The sequence below is a fragment of the Sulfitobacter sp. IGS-18 genome, from assembly GCF_059628195.1.
In genome coordinates this window covers 11,841-28,862 of the sequence record NZ_JCAQIH010000003.1, presented here as the reverse complement: position 1 = coordinate 28,862, position 17,022 = coordinate 11,841, and the positions used below count along the sequence as shown (strand labels likewise).

Here is a 17,022-nt window from a genome sequence, read left to right as displayed (position 1 = left end):
AAAATCAATACCAAATCTCGACAGACGCCGCGCCCGCAAGCCTAGGCAACCGCGCTTTCGCATAATATTATATTAATTTTCAGCATCTTGCGAGATTTTTGCTGACTCATGAGGGCCATGGTAGACATTCTGATAGACACGGACTCCAATTTTTGTATTTCGTTTGTACTGCTGTGCCGGAGGAGGTGCGACACTAACTCGGTTATGGAGGAACCCATGAAGAATCCCTTGGCGCTTGCCGCCGCTGTTGCACTCAACGCACTTTCCAGTACAGCGGCGCTAGCCGAATATCCCGAACGCCCGATCGAAATGATCGTTGCCTACTCAGCGGGAGGCGGGACCGATGTCGCTGCTCGCACACTGGCGCCCTTCATCGAGAAGTACCTGAATGGCGCGACCATCACGGTTGTCAACAAGCCTGGTGCGGGGGGGTGAAATTGGGTTTACCGAGCTTGCGCAAGCTGAGCCCGATGGCTACACGATCGGCTTCATTAACACGCCGCACCTGGTGACACACCCGATCTCTCGTGAGACGCGGTATCAATTGGCCGATATCCAACCGGTCTCGAACGTCGTCTACGATCCTGGCGCCTTCAGTGTTCTACCCGATGCTCCGTTCACGACCCTTGACGAACTCGTGGCTTACGCCAAAGAAAACCCCGGCGTCATTACATATGGCACGACAGGCGCCGGTGGGGATGATCACTTGGCTGCAGTTGCGCTCGAACGCCAAGCCGATATCCAACTCACCCATGTTCCGTTTTCGGGCGCCGCGAATGTCCGAGCGGCAGTCTTGGGTGGCCACATCACTATGGCTTCCATGAACGTGACCGAAGCTCTTTCTGATGCTCAGGCAGGGTCACTTGTGATCCTCGGCCAGATGGCAGAAGAGCGTTGGCCCGGCGCTCCTGACATTCCGACGTTCAAGGAGCAGGGTTATGATGTGATCATGGGCTCCAATCGCGGCATCGGCGCATCTGCAGGGATCCCGAGCGAAGTACTGGACGCCTTGGAGAACGCGGTGGCAAAAGCTGTAGAAGACCCTGAATTCGTGGAAGCTGCGCAGAAGCAACAACTTGCCCTATCATACCAAGACGCAGCGTCCTTCAAGGCTTCGCTCGAACCAGGGAGGACAAGATGAAGCAACATTCCGTTGAAGTTTTGGCAGCAGTAGGCTTCGGCATCCTGCTTGCAATATTCCTGAGCGAAGGAATCACATATCCCGGCCGTTCAGCATATATGCCCACTGCAACCGCACTTGTCGGCTTGGTCATGTGCGGACTATGGGCGCTGCGTAGTGCACGCCTTCTATATGCGGGCAACACTGACCGTTTGAATGTGAGAGGGATCGAAGTTGGACATTTCGTACTGATCATCGGAGCAGGAGCACTTTACACAGCACTATTTTCGTGGATCGGGTTTTTCTCCGCAACAATCATCATGATCCCAGGAATTGCGGTAGCTCTCGGCTTTCGTGATTGGAAAACCCTATTCATTTCCGTGTTGGGTTTCGTTGCCGTCCTGTATGTTGTGTTCCGACTACTCCTGTCAGTTCCGCTTCCGGATGAAACAATTCTCAAGCTCATTGGAGGCTAAGAATGGAGATTCTTTTAAATATCGCCGGCGCAGTGCCCGCCATTCTGGATCCTTACGTCATTCTGGCAATGGTGGTTGGAACTGCCGTCGGTATCGCGGTTGGCGCTTTGCCTGGCCTGTCTGCGACGATGGGGATAGCCGTCCTGATTCCGTTGACTTTCACTATGCCACCGCTGGTCGCTCTCGCGATGATCGCAGGTATCTACAATGGATCCATGTATGGGGGATCAATTCCGGCAATCTTGTTGCGAATTCCCGGAACGCCCGCGGGTATCGCGACGGTCTTCGACGGGCACGAAATGGCCAAGCAGGGCAAAGCGCGGCTGGCGCTTGATATCTCACTGGTTTCATCCTCGATTGGTAGCGCAGTTAGCGCAGTAGCTTTGCTTTTAGTTGCCCCGCTGCTCGCATTGGTCGCACTGCAATTCAGCCCAGCGAATTACTTCTGGCTTGCGGTATTTGGCCTAACGGCTGTCTCCGTTTTTCTTGCCGGAACACCAGCCAAGGGGTATCTGTCAGCGGCTCTCGGACTATGCATTGGGATGGTAGGCATCGATGGGATCAGCGGAAATGAAAGATTCACATTCGGCACATTGGAGTTTCTTTCCGGAATCCACATCATCGTTCTTTTGACTGGTCTCTATGCAATACCACCCGCAATAGATCTTTTGATGGGTCGTAATGCGATCGAGACTGGAAAGCTCGACCTCGGAGAATCGTCCAAAGGCTTCAAATGGTCATCGTTGGTTCCGACCTGGATCCGTGCATCTGGCATCGGAATGGTCGTTGGACTGATCCCGGCGCTTGGCGGAAACATCGCCGCACTGATGGCATGGAATGAAGAGCGCAGGTACTCGAAGAACAAGGACAACTGGGGGAAAGGTGAACCCGCAGGCCTTGCTGCACCGGAATGCGCGAACAATGCAGATACCGCCGCAACGCTCATCCCAGCCCTGACCTTGGGCATCCCTGGAAACGCCGTTGCAGCGGTCATTTTGGGAGCGCTGTTGGTTCATGGGCTTCGCCCCGGACCGGAATTGTTCCGCGACGACGCAACTACAGTATACGGCTTCATGCTGTCGATGCTGATTACCGCAGGAATGATGTTCATCATTGGAAAGTTTGGTGCGCGCGCTTACGTTAATGTGCTGCGGATGCCTGCCAAGTTGCTTGGCCCCATGATCCTCGCGTTAACCGTCGTAGGCGTGTACGCGATCCACAACAGCATGTTTGAGGTTATCCTGATGCTGATTTTCGGTCTGCTCGGCTTCGTGATGGAACGTCTGTCGATCCCGACTGCACCAGCCGTTCCTGCTGTAATCCTAGGCCCAATTGCCGAGGAAAACCTCCGCCGCGCCCTCTTGATCTCACGTGACGATGTCTCGATCCTGTTTAAAGGGCCGATTTCATTGGTACTCATCGGCCTTGTGGTCATTGCGATCGCAATCCCGTGGCTTACAAAGCTAAGAAAGAAAAAGGTCCCGGCGTGAGCCGGGACCCCAGCGAGGAGAAAAAGATGAGCGTCAGCGACGAGGTACATACCGAGCTCCGACGTCGACTGATCGCCGGCCATTACGATCCGGGCGCGAAGCTAAAGGAAGAACATATTGCAAGTGAATTCGGCGTGAGCCGAACACCCGTGCGCACAGCAATACAGAAACTTGTTTCTGAGGGTCTTCTTGAGCCAGCCCCGAAGCGAGGCGCGATCGTAAGTCAGTGGGGGGATAACGATCTCGAGGAGATATTTGAGCTCCGCCTTTTTGCAGAAGGCCAAGCAGCCGCCTGGGCGGCAGAGCGGATTTCTGATGAACAACTGGCAAAGATGGGCGAACTCAATGATGAGATAAAAAAGGCAATTCAAACCAAGCCTCGAAAACACCTTGAGCTCATTCAGCAGGCAAACTTAGAATTTCATCTCTTGACCTTGGAGGCGTGTGGCAGTGCTCGTCTTCGGCTTTTTGGCGCAAGTTTGCTGGATTACCCATTGATTATGGGCGGGTTCTTTTTGTACTCGGATGAAGACGCGATGCAAAGTGTACGGCAGCATAATGAAATTATTTCTGCGCTTACGGCCCGGAGCCCGGAATGGGCGCGAAGCGCCGTTACATCTCACCTAAATGCTACACGTGCGCGGTTCCGAAAATCTCGCTTGGCAAATCGGCAGAATACGATCACGACCAGCGTAAGCTTATACTGAATCTTTCATAAGAAGTCTTATGAGAATTTTATCTGACCCCGTGGACGCGCTAACGCGAATTGCGACTTTCGAAGCATGGCAGGATGGTGAAAACTGAAAGGACATCCCGAATGAAGCGCAGATTTAGCCACCTTACCCTTGCGGACAGGCGTCAGATCGAACGATGGCGGCTGATGAAGATGAGCGCCACGGACATCGCGCGGCGTCTCGGTCGACATTGCTCGACGGTGTTCCGGGAACTGCGCAGAAACCGTCACCACGATACCGAAATCCCTGAGCTGACAGGTTACTGGGGTGTGCTGGCCCAGAAGCTGGCACTGGATCGCCGTGCGCGCCACCGGAAGCTGGTGCGCTATCCGGACCTGCGCCAGCGGATCACCCTTTGCCTGCGAGCCGACTGGAGTCCGGAGCAGATTTCGGGCCGCATGCGCTTCGAGGGTACCCGGCCACGGGCGAGCCAGGAAACCATCTACCAGTTCGTCTATTCCGAAGAAGGCCGCGCGGCCGAGCTCTGGCACCACCTCGCCTCCGGCCGCCGCAGACGTCGCGGTTATCGCCGCCGCAAGCGACCGCCGCCGAAATTTGCGCCCGAACTCAGCATCCTGTTCCGACCCGATGCCGTCGCCGGTCGTCGCGAGTTTGGCCACTGGGAGGCTGACCTGGTTCACTTCCGTCAAAAATTCGGCCCCGCCAACGTCACCACGATGGTCGAGCGGCTCAGCAGGTTCGTCGTGATCCTGCGCAACCCCGAGAAGCGCGCCAAGCCCATCATGGCGCTGATCGCCGAGGCGTTGCGTCCCCTGCCCCTTACCGCCCGCCGTTCGGTCACTTTCGATCGCGGATCGGAGTTCGTCGATTGGCCGCATCTTCAGGCTGAACTCGGGGCGCGGACCTGGTTCTGCGATCCTCAATCACCCTGGCAAAAGGGCAGCATCGAGAACACGAACAAGCGGCTCCGGCGGTGGATCTGTCGCGACACCGATCCGGAGACCTTCACCCAAGATGACCTCCGCAGGCTCTGCGCGGGGTTGAATGCCACGCCTCGCAAATGCCTGGGCTACCGCACCCCCGCCGAGGTCTTCCGAGCAAACGTCATCGGCCACGGCTACAGAACAGAGAAGCTGTCACGTCGACCAAAGTCGCATTTGGGCTAGCGCGTACACCGGTGCCTCTTTTTTCTGAAAGACTCATTGAACGGTCCAAAATGTTTGCGAGACGTATCATCCCGTGACCTGCGTATCAGCAGGCATCCAATTCGGGCAGTCTCGGTCTCGCTCCGTTCCAATAATTCTTCTCTGCACCTTAGTTTGTAACACATATCGTCTGCCGATATTTCGCGCACCACGCCCGTTTCGCAGGCATGAACTTGCGTGATCGCGTAGCACTGAACGCCTAAGGCTGCTTAAGATGGCCGCACCAGTCAGTGACGCTGTCACCACTGCCGATATCCGGGCGGAGCAAACCATCCACCATGAAGCTCGGCGAGACATGTATGCCATTCTGCCGCGAATAGCGAGCATGCCATTTGACGGCGCGGTCGAGGTCGGGGATCGCGAAGGCGCCGAAGATTGGCACACCGCTGTAACGCTCGATCCGCGCGATCAGCTCCCGCGGCGTGCAGTCCAGGTTGGGCCCGCCGCAATGGTGCTGGAACTCGAATTCTTCGCGATGGGCAAAGATCGCGGCCATGACCTTGCGCGCCTGTTCGCGGCCCTCAGGCTGCGTCGAGGCAGCGATGATCGCCCTTGTCAGGAAACCAGAGAACATGTGCCATGGCTGCGAGAGCAGACGGATGCCGACTGTCACCCGGTCGGGCCCCGCCGCATCGAGCAGATCCCACAACTTACCGAAGGCGCACGCCGAGAATGGGCACGATGGTTCCAGGAACACCTCGAACCTGCTTGGGCCCTCGCCCCAGGTCAGGGGCGTTGCATACCAGTCGCTTTCCGACATGAAATCCTCCGTGAGGGGTGCGAACGGCGCGCCGGATCAATTGGCCGGGGCCGCCTGTTTCAGGGCAAAGGTCTTGTCGGCCAGATCGCAGACATGTTCTGCGATCGGCATGGCCGATGTGGCCGCGGGCGAAGGTGCGTTGCAGATATGAATGGTGCGGGACGTATTGCGGATCAGAAAGTCGTGCACCAGCTTGCCGGCGCGCATTACTGCCTGCGCGCGGATACCCGGCGGATGCGGCTTCAGATCGGCAAGGTCCAGGCTGGGGCAATAGCGCTGGCAGGCGCGCAGATACCGGCCGCGGAAGGTCGAGTTCGCCATCTCGGTAAGCCCGGACGACAGGTTCGCGCCCAGCGTTCGCCAGAAGCCAGGGAAACGCGCCATCGCGGCCATGTCGCGCGGGTTCATCGAAAGCTTGCCATAGCCCTCGCGCGCCAGCGACAGCACGGCATTCGGGCCTACCGTGACATAACCGCCGATCATCCGGGTCAGGTGGATGCCCAGGAACGGCAGTTCGGGGTCCGGCACCGGATAGATCAGATGTTGGACGATCTGGTCGTGGCGCGGCGCGAGGCGGTAATATTCGCCCTTGAACGGGACGATGGCGAAATCGTCGCCCAGGCCACACATCTGTGCCAGCCGGTCGGCCATCAGCCCGGCACAGGCGATCAACTGCCGCGTGCGGAACCGCTCTCCCTTCGCCAGCGTGACCTGCACATCGTTCGCGGTCTCGTTGATGCCGACGACCTCGGCGCCGTTGGTGATCTCACCTCCTAGCGCGATGAACAGCTCGGCCATCTTGTTCACGACCGCACCGTAGTCGGCGATGCCGGTGGCCGGGCTGAGAAGCGCACCAATCCCCGTGATGTTGGGCTCGATCTCGCGCAGTTCGGCCGCGGAGACCGGCCGCACGTCGAGGCCGTTCTGGCGCGAGCGGGCCTCGAGTGCCGCCATGCGCTCCATCTCGACGGGCGAGGTCGCCACGATCAGTTTCCCGACCTGCTCGAAGGGCAACTGATGTTCGGTGCAGAAGCGCACGGTGGCCGCAAGGCCGCGGCGGCAGAATTCAGCCTTCAGGCTGCCGGGGGCGTAGTAGATGCCCGCGTGTATCACGCCGCTGTTGCGCCCGGTCTGATGGCGAGCCAGCGCGCGTTCCTTTTCCAGCACCCGGATCGACAGGCCGGGATGGCGGCGGATAAGCTCCAGCGCCGAAGCGATGCCGACGATGCCGCCGCCGATGATCGTGATGTCCGTCACTTCCAGCTCCCCATGAAGGGGGCGGCGTCTGCGCCGCCCCTAACCGTCTCAGACGATCGGCTTGATCAGCTGCTTGCCGTTGGCACGTTCCCATTCCGCCCATTCGTCATGCGGATTGGGATCGCGGACGATGGTCGGCTCGCTCAGCGCGAAGTCGGCGATCTCGTCCTTACGCAGGCAGACCACGCCCTTGTGTTTGAGCGCATACTCGAGGAACCGGTCAAGCGAGCGCACCCGGAACGGCCGCCCCTGCACCCGGTCATGGGTCGAGATCGACATCATCCGGCGTCGCGTCGCCGATTCTTCATAAAGCAGGTCGAACTCGTCCTTGAGCTGGCGTTCGTATTCCGTGGTGGTGAACTTGTAGCCCTCGAACTGGATGATGTCGTTGAGCGTGACCGAATAGGGCACGACGGCGAAATCCTTGCCGCGCACCGGAATCACGAAGGGCTCGTCACGGCTGACGTCGTCGATGTGATACTTGAAACCCTCTTCCTGAAGGATCTTCAGCGTGTTGATCGTGCCGCGCATCGCCGCGCCGTTGTAGCCGACCGGCGCGACGCCCGTCGCCCGCCGGATCGAGTCGACGTTGTCGGTGATGAACTTGCGCTCGTCCCCCTCTTGCAGATCGACCTGCAAGATCCAGTCGCGCCCGTGAGCGGCGGCCTCGTGACCCCGATCAACGATTTCCTTCGCCACATTGGGGCTACGGTCGACCGCGGTGCCGACCATGTGCGAGGTCACCTTGATCCCGTATTTGTCCCACAGATCGAGCATCCGCTGGATGCCCTCAACATAGCCGTAGCGATACCAGCTTTTCGTCGGGAAATCGGGATAGGCCGGGTCCATGTCAATGAAGCCCGAAAACGGGCCGCCGGGGCCATAAGGCGCTTCGCCGCCCGCCTCGAACTGCATCGAAATCGACAGGACCAGGCGAATGTCGTCCGGCCAGAATGTTTTGGTCATCACTCTCTCCTTGGAAACGGGAGCGCGCCGCTGCGCGCTCCCGGGTTGTCGTCCGTTATTTGGTGCCCCAGATGCCGCGGTAGATGTCGCGGTAGCCGTTGCCGGGGTCGTAGGAGAGCTCGGCACCGCCGTCTTCCTGGACGTTGGCAGGCGTGAACAGGTGAACCGGCACCACGAAGCCCGAGTCCTTCTCGCCCGAGAACGCGCGGTTCATCTCGTCGACGGCCTGCCAGCCGTGCAGGCTGAGCGGTTCGGCCACGGTCGCATATTGGTAAAAGTTCTGCTGGATCCGCTGGAACGCCGCTTCGGACCCGTCTCCCGCCGAAATGTTGCGCGGGTGGCCATCTTGCGGGATGCCCGCCGAGATCAGTGCCGGCGCCATGAAGTCATAAGGCAGGTCGTTGATCGTCAGCGAATACGTCCATTCGTCACCATAGCGCTGCAACAGCGCATTGGTCAGCGGCGGCATCCGGGTCGAGGCTTCGGCCAGCGGCGTGTCCTCGATGCTCAGCAGCTTGCAGTCTTCGCAGGCCTTGATGATCTCGGCCATCGCGTCGGATTTGGCGATCGCGATTTCGTAGACGCTGTCGGTGAAGATCACCACACCGGCCTTGCCGTTGCTGTCGGCCACCGCGAGTGAGGCCGCAGCGCGCGAAATTTCCAGCGGATCGGTGGTGATATTGGTGAAGATCGGGTGCTGCGTTGACGGACCGGTCGAGGCGGTCGCGTGCCAGCCGATGATCTGGATGCCTGCATCATGCGCCTGGCGGATCGCCTCGGCCTGCTCGTTCGCATCGACCGAGCCCAGGATGATCCCGTCGGGCTGCAGCGCGATGGCCTGCTGCATCGCGGCCGAGCGGCCCGAGACGCTGCCCTGCCCGTCGATCACGCGAACTTCCCACCCAATCGCCTTGGCCGCGTCTTCGACGCCCTTGCTCACGCCGAGCACGCCGCCGTTGCGCAGATCCGCGGCAACATAGACGATTGACTTGCCGGTCACGGACTTGGGGCCGGTGGTCGGGCCAGTCCAAGGCGGGTTCGGCGCGGCGGCTTTCTCGACGAAGGCCTGGGCGTCGCTAACCGCATCGGCCAGGGCCGGACCGGCGAGCAGGCTTGTCGCCAGCAGGGCCGCAGCCAGCATGGATTTTCTCTTGAGTGACATCGTTCTTTCCTCCCTGGAACTTGGATATCAGTTGGTCTTGGTATCTTGCGCCGCGGGGCTCCCCTCGGGACGCCGGGCATGGCGCACCGAACTGCGCTTGCGCTGCGCATAACCCGCGATGCCGATGGCGATGAGCAGGGTGGCGCCGTTGAACAGCGGCTCGACATAGAAGGCGCCGCCTAGCTGCTGAATGCCCGAGATGCCGACGGCAAGGATGATGACCCCGACGATGGTGCCCCAGACATTGACTCGACCCGGCTTGATCGTGGTCGAGCCAAGGAAGGCACCGACGAGGGCGGGCAGCAGGAATTCGAGGCCGACGCTGGCCTGACCGATGCGCAGCTTTGCGGCCAGCACGACCCCGGCGAAGGCACCGATCAGACCCGAGGTGACAAAGGCACCGATGACGAAACGGCGGGTGCGGATGCCGTTCAGTTCAGCGGCGCGCGAATTCGACCCGATCGCATAAAGATTGCGGCCGATCGGCATGTAATCGGTCACAACCCACAGCACGACCGCGATGCCCAGCACATAGAAGACGGCAATCGGCAGGCCAAAGACATTAGCCGAATAGATCGAGGTGAAGGTCTCGGGCAGGGCACCGATCACCTGCCGGCCACCGGTATGCCACAGTGCAAGCGCATAGATGACAGTGCCCGTGCCTAGCGTGGCGATGAAGCTGTCGATCTTGGCCACTTCGACAAGCAGGCCGTTGAGCAGTCCCAGCGCGCAGCCGCCCAGCAGCACGAACGCCACCGCCATCGGCCAGGAGAATCCATAGACAGTCTGCAGACTGATCGCGAGGACGTGCCAGATGACGATGCCGTAGCCCACCGTCAGGTCGATCCGTCCGGTCATCATCGGGATCATTGCCGCGAGCGAGAGCATGGCGATCACCGATTTCTCGCCCAGGATGGCCCGCAGGTTGAGATAGGTCGGGAAGGTCTTGGGCAGCAGGAGCGAAAACAGCACGATCAGCACGATCGTCAACAGCGGCAGGCCGTAGACGGGCAACATGCGTCCCAGCCAGGCGAGAGGCCGCAGGCCGTGCAGTTCGGCGCGGGTCGGTTCCAGCGCGTTGGATTGAAGTGATTGCATCTGATGTTTCCTTTCTCAGGCCACTTCCAGCGAGGCGGCGTTCAGCAACGCCTCGACCGAAAGCCCCTCTTGCGTCAGTTCCGCCACGATCCGCCCGTCATGAAAGACGCAGGCGCGATGGCTCAGCGCCGCGACTTCCTCGAAATCGGTCGAGATCAGCAGCACCGACAGACCGTCCCTGAGCGCCTTGCGGAGCAGCGCGTAAATATCCGCCTTCGATCCGACATCGACGCCCGCGGTGGGGTCTTCGAGTATCAGGATCTTCCCGCCCACGCCCATCCAGCGCGCCATGACGACCTTTTGCTGGTTGCCGCCCGAGAGTGTTTCGATCGGGGCGAAGGGGTCGTTGGGACGGATGTCGAAGGTCTTGCCGATCTCGCGCGCGGCGGCGGCCTCTGTGGCGGGGCTTTGGAACGAGGTCAGGCCGCGGCCGACGAGATCGGGGTTCAGGAACAGGTTTTCCTGGATCGACATGCCATGCGCGACGGACTCCGCGTTCCGGTCGCCCGCCACCATGCAAATGCCCTGCCTGATCGAGTCGAGCGGATGTGCGGTCTTCAGTTCGCGCCCGTCTTCCAGCACCGCCCGGCCCGAAATGATGGGACTGCGTCCGAAAAGCGCATGGCCGACCGCGTCCTGCCCCGCGCCGCGCAGGCCGACGAGGCCAAGGATCTCGCCACGGCGCAGTTGCAGGCTGACCGGACCGACATCCTCGGTCAGCATCTCGTCAAGGCGCAAAACGACCGGGCTGTCGGCGGGTGCCTCGGCATGGGCGAAGACCTCTTCCAGATCGCGCCCGATGATCAGCCGAATCAGACCGTCGCCGTCGAGCTTGCCGATCGGCTCGTCCGCGACAAGGAAGCCGTCGCGCAGCACGACCACGCGGTCGGAAATCGCAAAGACCTCGTCGAGCCGGTGCGAGACATAGATCATTGCCACGCCCGACTGGCGCAACCGGCCCAGAACCGCGTGCAACATCTCGACATCGGATTGCGGCAGGCTGGCCGTTGGTTCGTCGAGCACCAGCAGCGTCGCGTTGCGCGCCAGCGCCCGGGCGATGGCGACGAGCGATTTCTCGGTCCGGGTCAGTTCCTGCACCCGCGCGTCGGGATTGATCGTATCGGACACTTCGGCCAGTGCGACCAGCGCCCGTTGCCGCGCACCGCGCCAGTCGATCAGGCCGAAACGGCGCGGATAGGCATTCTGCATCAGGCAGATATTCTCGGCCACCGTCATCCATTCGATCAGCCCAAGATCCTGATGGATAAAGGCAATGCCGGGATGCCCTTGGCGCGGATCGAACGCAACCCCCTGAAAGCGGAACTCTCCGGTATCGGCGGCATAGACCCCGGCCAGCATCTTGATCAGCGTCGATTTCCCGGCGCCGTTTTCGCCCAGCAGCGCGACGATCTCGCCACGGCGAACCGAAAAACCGACGTCCGACACAGCCTGCGTGCCACCGAAACGTTTATTCAACCCACCAAGCGTCAGAACCGGGGCGCCTTGCCCAGCCGATACATCCAGCGACATGATTCCCTCCCGTACCTGCAAATGAACCGAGTGTCCGGTTATCGACAGTTGATTTAGTATTTACATGATCGGACGCGGCCTTCATTCGAAAATCGGACAATTATTTGCGAATATCGGCCAACCTCTCGGAGGCGACTGGCAGGGGGCGCAACACGTTTATAGTCTTGCCGGAACACCTTGCCCAACCGGAGGAGTGCCCGTGAGGCCTTGCAGATTTTCCACGCCCCGCGCGCGCCGGGGCCTCGCGCGATGAGGATTCCCACACCGCTCGTCGCCTTGATGGTCTCGACATTCGCCATTGGCACCACCGAATTCGTCGTAATCGGGCTGTTGCCGGAGGTTGCGGTCGATCTTGGCATCACGATTCCAATGGCCGGGCTGATCATCACCGCATATGCGCTGGGAATCACCTTCGGCGCACCGGTGTTGACGGCGCTGACCGGCGCGATCCCGCGCCGACGGCTCCTGCTAGGGCTGATGGCGATCTTTATCGCGGGCAATATCCTTGCCGCGATCAGCCCCGCCTATGGCCTGTTGATCGCGGCGCGCGTGCTGACGGCCTTTGCGCATGGGGTCTTCTTCTCGGCGGGTGCGACGATGGCTGCAAGCCTCGTCCCGCCCGAGCGCAGCGGCTCCGCCATTGCACTGATGTTCAGCGGGCTGACCGTGGCGATGGTGACCGGTGTGCCGGTCGGCACGTTCATCGGACAGCTGTTCGGCTGGCGCACTACCTTCGTCGCCGTCGCAATGCTTGGTTTGATCGCGCTGGTGGCTCTTGCCTTGCTGCTACCGCGCACCGCCGCCCCCTCTAAGCCGCCCTCGGTCGCAGCACAGTTCCGTGCCTTCGGCTCCGGTCGGCTGCTCTTGATGATGTGCATCAGCGCGGCCGGTTTCGGTGGCAGCTTCGTCGCCTTCACCTATCTCGCGCCGATCCTGCGCGATGTGACCGGCTTCGGCGGCCATTCGGTCGAAGTGATCTTGCTGCTTTACGGCCTCGGCATCGCCTTCGGGAACATCTTCGGCGGGCGTCTCGCCGATGGCGGGCCGGTGCGCGCGCTGGTCGGACTGTTCATCGCGCAGGCCGTCGCGCTCACGGCATTCTATTTCACGATGGGGAATCGGGTGGGCGCCGTGGCGGCGTTGGCCGCGATCTCTTTCCTATCCTTCGCACCAGTTCCGGTGCTGCAGCTCTACATGCTCCGCCTTGCGCGCCGCGTCAGCGACGAGGCCGCAAATGTCGCCTCGGCGCTCAATATCGCCGCCTTCAACATCGGCATCGCGCTCGGCTCCTGGCTGGGCGGGCGGGTGATCGACACAGCTGGCCTCGGCTTCACGCCGCTTGCCGGTGCCGCCCTTGCTCTCGCCGCGCTCGTGCTTCTGTGGATCAACGTGACGGCGAACAAAAGTGCCGCGTCGGCCGAGAGCAAAGGAGGGACATCTTGATCAGCGCGCGAAATGTCCCTATTAAGATATTTTGTCGTAATTTGCTTATATCGTCCAGTTTGCCAGAGTACCCGTCATGAACGAGCAAAGCTACTTTTCGATCGGCAAGGGAATGGCCAGCCACGCGCTCGCGCTTCTCCCCCAACGCTTCGACTATACCAGCGAGCGCGAGCCGGGCGGTCAGCTTGTACGCTGCACTAGCGGCGAGCTGGAACTGTTTGGTCATAGCGGAGAATGGGTCATTCCCGCGGAACACATGGTCTATATCCCGCCCGAGCGGATGTTCCGCCTGCGCGCACGGATCCCTTCGGGCGTCGTGGTGTCGAAGTTCTGCCACGGCGAGGTGCGCTGGCAGCACAACGGCTGCTGGGTCGGGCAAGTGGATGCCTTCGCGCAGCGAATGACCGATCTCGCGCTCAAGTGGCGCGATCCTTCGGCGCGCAGTGATACGCGCGCGACCGCCTTTTTCATGACGCTCGGCGACATGGTGCCCGACTGGTTCTGCAACGAGCGGATCATGTGGACGCCCTATGCCGAAAACACCGCGATCCAGAAGGTCGTCGATCTGGCGAACCGGGTCGGACCGGCGATCGGCCTGGGCGAGGCGGCCGCGCATGTCGGCATGTCCGAACGCACCCTGCGCCGCCACATGCAGTCCGAACTCGGCCAAACCTGGCGCGATTTCATCCGCGAATTGCGGATGAAGAAGGCGATGGAGTTGCTGCGCAAGGAGCGCAAGTCGATCATCGAGACCGCCTTCGAGGTGGGATTCTCCAGCAGCTCGGCTTTTTCGCACGCCTTCATGGAATATGTCGGCAAGACCCCCTCGGCCTATGCCCGGTCGGTCGGGAAATAGCACCACATCGGCGCCGCTCACGAAAGTTCACGGAGCGCACATCCCGTCTCGGCTAGCAAAACAGCTCCGCGCGATCGCAATATCGTCTAGTATCCCTAACTGCGCCACCTTGGAAGTAATGGCGACTTCGCCAGCTCGGATGAGATAAAGCGCCTTGAAGGTTACACGCCGTCCGTAAATATCGCCACAGAAGCCAAACAAATGTGTGTAGAAACAGATTTCAGGAAGATCGCTCCGCAGCTTATTACTTATGTAGGAGATGGATGGGTAGGTCTTACAGCCATCGTCAAACCTTACCGAGGCTAAGCTCGCGTATACTCCGTCGGGGATAACTGCGGTGGTAAGTATTCTGATATTTGCAGTCGGAAACCCAATAAGTTGAGCCTGTCGTGATCCGAACTCGATCACGCCGGAGAGCTCTATGTGTTGGCCAAGGCTACTCATGAGATCGATTTTCGCGACGGCGTTTCCGGTTGCCAAAATCGTCACCTGCCCCCTTCGCGCGTAGGGTTGAAAAGGTTTTTGGGATCGCAGGCATCTTTTAGCGCGCGGTCGAACCGCCGCGAGACCGGTGGCCTCAGCCGATCCCATTCCTTCCAGCGGTAGTGCCCGACACCATGTTCAGCGGTAATAGAACCGCCGACTGAGATCGCGAGATCGTGGACCTTGGGCGTCAAATTCACGTCTGGGACACCGTCGGGAAATATAATGTTGCAATGCAGATTACCATTACCGAGATGGCCGAAAATGCTGGCCAGCGCCCGCGTATTCGCGGCGTCAACCACTTCCTCGAACTTTTCGACAAAGGCGCGGATGTTACGGATCGGAACAGAGATATCATGCTTTGCTACCGTGCCATTGTGCCGCTCGCCTTCGGCCAAATTCTCACGGACCTTCCAAAACAGATTTTGCTGCCTCTCGTTCTGCGCTATCACGCCATCCTGAAGCAGGTCGCACTCCACGGCTCTTTCGAACAGACGATGGGCAAGCGCTTCGATCTCTGGGAGCACAGAGCAAAATTCTATCAGAAGATGCCACTTTGCGGGGCCGACGATATGCCCGCACCCAGTCAATGCTGCAGACCATGCGAACCCACGCCCGTTTATCAACTCGAACGCGGTCAGGGTCTCGCCCGCATCTGCCTGAAATAACTCGAGCAGTTTCAGGGCCGTGGAAAGATCAGAAACGCTCATCAAAGCGGTCTGACGCCAGCGTGGACGGGGCAGTAGCCGCAGTACGGCAGCGGTGATCAACCCAAGGCGCCCTTCGGAGCCGATGAAAAGCTGCTTGAAATCGAAACCCGTGTTGTTTTTGCGCAGGTGGTGCAGCGCCGAATAGATCTCACCATCGGGCAGCACCGCCTCCAGGCCAAGCACCAACCCGCGGACCTGCCCGTAACGCAGGACGTCCGCCCCACCTGCGTTGGTAGCAACGAGCCCGCCAATCCGGGCCGAACCTTCGGAGCCCAGAGAGATGGGCAGCAGGCGATCCACATCCGCGGCCGCGGCCGCGGACTTTGCGTCGGCGAGAATGACGCCGGCGTCAAGCTCAATGGTCTGGCCCACCGGGTCCACCGAGCGAATGCGGGTCATACGCTCGACAGAGATGATTGCCTGCCGTCCAGTGCAGTCGGGCGTGGCGCCGGCGGACAGCCCGGTGTTTCCGCCCTGCGGCACCAGCGACACGCCGACAGCGGCGCAGGCGCGCACGACAGTGCTGGCGTCCCGCGCGGTGCGCGGGCGCAGCACCGCCGCCGCTGTTCCCTGGAACCGCCCGGTCCAGTCGGTGAGGTAAGCCTGTATCCGGCCTGGATCGGTGAGAACGCAGTCCTCTCCAAGCCTTGCAGACAGTTCTCGAAAAACGGCCACAGTTTCGGTCATTTCACACGACTCAGGCGAATAAACCCAACAACGGTTGGCGGCCTGATTGGGCCGCCAACGCATCACAATTTTCGCAGGGCATCCACCCAGTTTCCAATAGGATCGCGGCTTCCCAAACCGGGATCTACGATGCCATTGACCATAAATGTTGGCGATGCATGAATGCCGTTTTGCCGAGCATATTTGACGTGCCTTTTGATTTCCCGATCCAGATCATGTCGCGCAAACTGCTCTTTCAACGATACACCGCTAACAGCTTCAATCCGCTCTATAAGAGCATTTGGCGTCACATCCATATTTGGACCTGAGCAATGGTGCTCAAACTCGAAACTCTCACGTTGAGAGTAAATGGCTTCCATCACAGCCCAGGCAGACGCCTTACCATCAGCACGGCAGGACGCGGCCAGGATCGCGCGGCAGATTATCCCTGAGAAAATGTGCCAGGGCTGCGACTGCAACCAAACCTGCAGAACAAGCCCATTCTCTCCGAACTCCTTTTGCAAAGTAGCGAGCTTTCCAAAAGCAATTGCTGAAAACGGGCAAGTTGGCTCAAGAAACACCTCGAAAACAGGGCCTCCCTGCCCCCAAACCAACGGATCGGGTTTTGTTGTAACCTGGTTCATTTTCGTGTTCCAGGGAGCCAGAACTTGGCAGGCTTCAGCAACGTGTTGTGTTGTTCGGTTTGATAACCCAGTTCCGCTCCGGCTTGACGATATGCCAACCAATCGGCGTCGTTATAAAGGGCGTTGCGGCGCGTCTCGCGATCCGCCGCATTCTCATACTGCCAAAGATGTACATAGGCATTCACATCGCCACTTTCGACAACACCATAAAAAGCAGGATTTCCCAAATGCCGCTTTTGCGCTTCGAACCCAAGCTCTTCGTATAGCGCCAATTGCTTCGGCAATGTTCCAGGGCGGGTGCGGTATGTTCTGAGGTCAAATAACATGCTGTGTCCTTCCGGTGAGATTTAGGTGATGCGTCTGAACCCGGTTCTTTTTGAACAGAAATCTGCCGGAAGCGTGGGGAGAGGCCACTTCCGGCAGGAGCTGGATCATGCATTTGCATTAGATCCAGTCGCAGG

Annotated in this window: 18 protein-coding genes; 8 read left to right on the top strand and 10 right to left on the bottom strand. The window is 60.0% G+C overall.

What is annotated here, in order from left to right:
- The first annotated feature begins 216 nt into the window (after window positions 1-216).
- From ACWNZ3_RS20835 to ACWNZ3_RS20810, 6 genes are all read left to right on the top strand, one after another.
- Entirely contained in the window at window positions 217-435 is a 219-nt protein-coding gene (locus tag ACWNZ3_RS20835; protein WP_496902476.1) for a hypothetical protein, read from the top strand.
- Window positions 389-1,141 carry a tripartite tricarboxylate transporter substrate binding protein gene (locus ACWNZ3_RS20830; protein ID WP_496902475.1) on the top strand — a complete coding sequence of 251 codons (753 nt, stop codon included), beginning with the start codon at window positions 389-391 and terminating at the stop codon, window positions 1,139-1,141. The genes ACWNZ3_RS20835 and ACWNZ3_RS20830 overlap by 47 nt, the downstream gene beginning before the upstream one ends.
- Entirely contained in the window at window positions 1,138-1,596 is a 459-nt protein-coding gene (locus tag ACWNZ3_RS20825; protein ID WP_496902474.1) for a tripartite tricarboxylate transporter TctB family protein, read from the top strand. Before ACWNZ3_RS20830 ends, ACWNZ3_RS20825 begins: the two co-directional genes overlap by 4 nt.
- Window positions 1,597-1,598: 2 nt before the next feature.
- Complete coding sequence (locus tag ACWNZ3_RS20820) at window positions 1,599-3,086, top strand: tripartite tricarboxylate transporter permease (RefSeq protein ID WP_496902473.1); 1,488 nt, start codon at window positions 1,599-1,601, stop codon at window positions 3,084-3,086.
- 26 nt (window positions 3,087-3,112) lie between these two features.
- A complete protein-coding gene (locus ACWNZ3_RS20815) occupies window positions 3,113-3,793 on the top strand; it encodes a GntR family transcriptional regulator (RefSeq protein ID WP_496902472.1) in 681 nt (226 codons plus the stop codon).
- A 110-nt stretch (window positions 3,794-3,903) separates the two neighbouring features.
- Window positions 3,904-4,947 (top strand): IS30 family transposase, encoded by a 1,044-nt coding sequence (locus tag ACWNZ3_RS20810; RefSeq protein ID WP_496902471.1) that lies wholly within the window; start codon window positions 3,904-3,906, stop codon window positions 4,945-4,947.
- Window positions 4,948-5,185: 238 nt separating this feature from the next.
- On the opposite strand, the gene ACWNZ3_RS20805 is transcribed toward ACWNZ3_RS20810, so the two are convergent.
- Genes ACWNZ3_RS20805 through ACWNZ3_RS20780 form a run of 6 tightly spaced genes read right to left on the bottom strand, consistent with a single transcriptional unit; the run spans window position 5,186 to window position 11,759 of the window.
- Entirely contained in the window at window positions 5,186-5,746 is a 561-nt protein-coding gene (locus ACWNZ3_RS20805; protein WP_496902470.1) for a DsbA family protein, read from the bottom strand.
- A 36-nt stretch (window positions 5,747-5,782) separates the two neighbouring features.
- Window positions 5,783-7,003, bottom strand: a complete 1,221-nt coding sequence (gene lhgO, locus ACWNZ3_RS20800) for an L-2-hydroxyglutarate oxidase (protein WP_496902469.1) — start codon at window positions 7,001-7,003, stop codon at window positions 5,783-5,785.
- 48 nt (window positions 7,004-7,051) lie between these two features.
- A complete protein-coding gene (locus ACWNZ3_RS20795) occupies window positions 7,052-7,969 on the bottom strand; it encodes a polysaccharide deacetylase family protein (RefSeq protein WP_496902468.1) in 918 nt (305 codons plus the stop codon).
- A 55-nt stretch (window positions 7,970-8,024) separates the two neighbouring features.
- Window positions 8,025-9,131: an ABC transporter substrate-binding protein gene (locus ACWNZ3_RS20790; RefSeq protein WP_496902467.1), complete on the bottom strand. Its 1,107-nt coding sequence runs from the start codon at window positions 9,129-9,131 to the stop codon at window positions 8,025-8,027.
- Between the two features lie 27 nt (window positions 9,132-9,158).
- Window positions 9,159-10,229: an ABC transporter permease gene (locus ACWNZ3_RS20785; RefSeq protein WP_496902466.1), complete on the bottom strand. Its 1,071-nt coding sequence runs from the start codon at window positions 10,227-10,229 to the stop codon at window positions 9,159-9,161.
- 15 nt (window positions 10,230-10,244) lie between these two features.
- The gene (locus ACWNZ3_RS20780; protein WP_496902465.1) at window positions 10,245-11,759 is read right to left on the bottom strand and encodes a sugar ABC transporter ATP-binding protein; all 1,515 of its coding nucleotides are present in this window, start codon (window positions 11,757-11,759) and stop codon (window positions 10,245-10,247) included.
- A 255-nt stretch (window positions 11,760-12,014) separates the two neighbouring features.
- On the opposite strand from ACWNZ3_RS20780, the gene ACWNZ3_RS20775 reads away from it, so the two are divergent.
- Together ACWNZ3_RS20775 and ACWNZ3_RS20770 are read left to right on the top strand one after the other, a co-directional pair.
- Window positions 12,015-13,202, top strand: a complete 1,188-nt coding sequence (locus ACWNZ3_RS20775) for an MFS transporter (protein WP_496902598.1) — start codon at window positions 12,015-12,017, stop codon at window positions 13,200-13,202.
- A gap of 76 nt (window positions 13,203-13,278) precedes the next feature.
- Window positions 13,279-14,058, top strand: a complete 780-nt coding sequence (locus tag ACWNZ3_RS20770; protein ID WP_496902464.1) for a helix-turn-helix transcriptional regulator — start codon at window positions 13,279-13,281, stop codon at window positions 14,056-14,058.
- Between the two features lie 27 nt (window positions 14,059-14,085).
- Here ACWNZ3_RS20770 and ACWNZ3_RS20765 read toward each other — a convergent pair whose 3' ends face one another.
- The 4 genes from ACWNZ3_RS20765 to ACWNZ3_RS20750 form a co-directional block, all read right to left on the bottom strand.
- Complete coding sequence (locus tag ACWNZ3_RS20765) at window positions 14,086-14,502, bottom strand: riboflavin kinase (protein WP_496902597.1); 417 nt, start codon at window positions 14,500-14,502, stop codon at window positions 14,086-14,088.
- Between the two features lie 41 nt (window positions 14,503-14,543).
- Window positions 14,544-15,938 carry an FAD-binding oxidoreductase gene (locus ACWNZ3_RS20760; protein ID WP_496902463.1) on the bottom strand — a complete coding sequence of 465 codons (1,395 nt, stop codon included), beginning with the start codon at window positions 15,936-15,938 and terminating at the stop codon, window positions 14,544-14,546.
- A gap of 62 nt (window positions 15,939-16,000) precedes the next feature.
- Complete coding sequence (locus ACWNZ3_RS20755; protein ID WP_496902462.1) at window positions 16,001-16,561, bottom strand: DsbA family protein; 561 nt, start codon at window positions 16,559-16,561, stop codon at window positions 16,001-16,003.
- Window positions 16,558-16,887, bottom strand: a complete 330-nt coding sequence (locus ACWNZ3_RS20750; RefSeq protein WP_496902461.1) for an NIPSNAP family protein — start codon at window positions 16,885-16,887, stop codon at window positions 16,558-16,560. The genes ACWNZ3_RS20755 and ACWNZ3_RS20750 overlap by 4 nt, the downstream gene beginning before the upstream one ends.
- Between the last annotated feature and the right edge of the window lie 135 nt (window positions 16,888-17,022).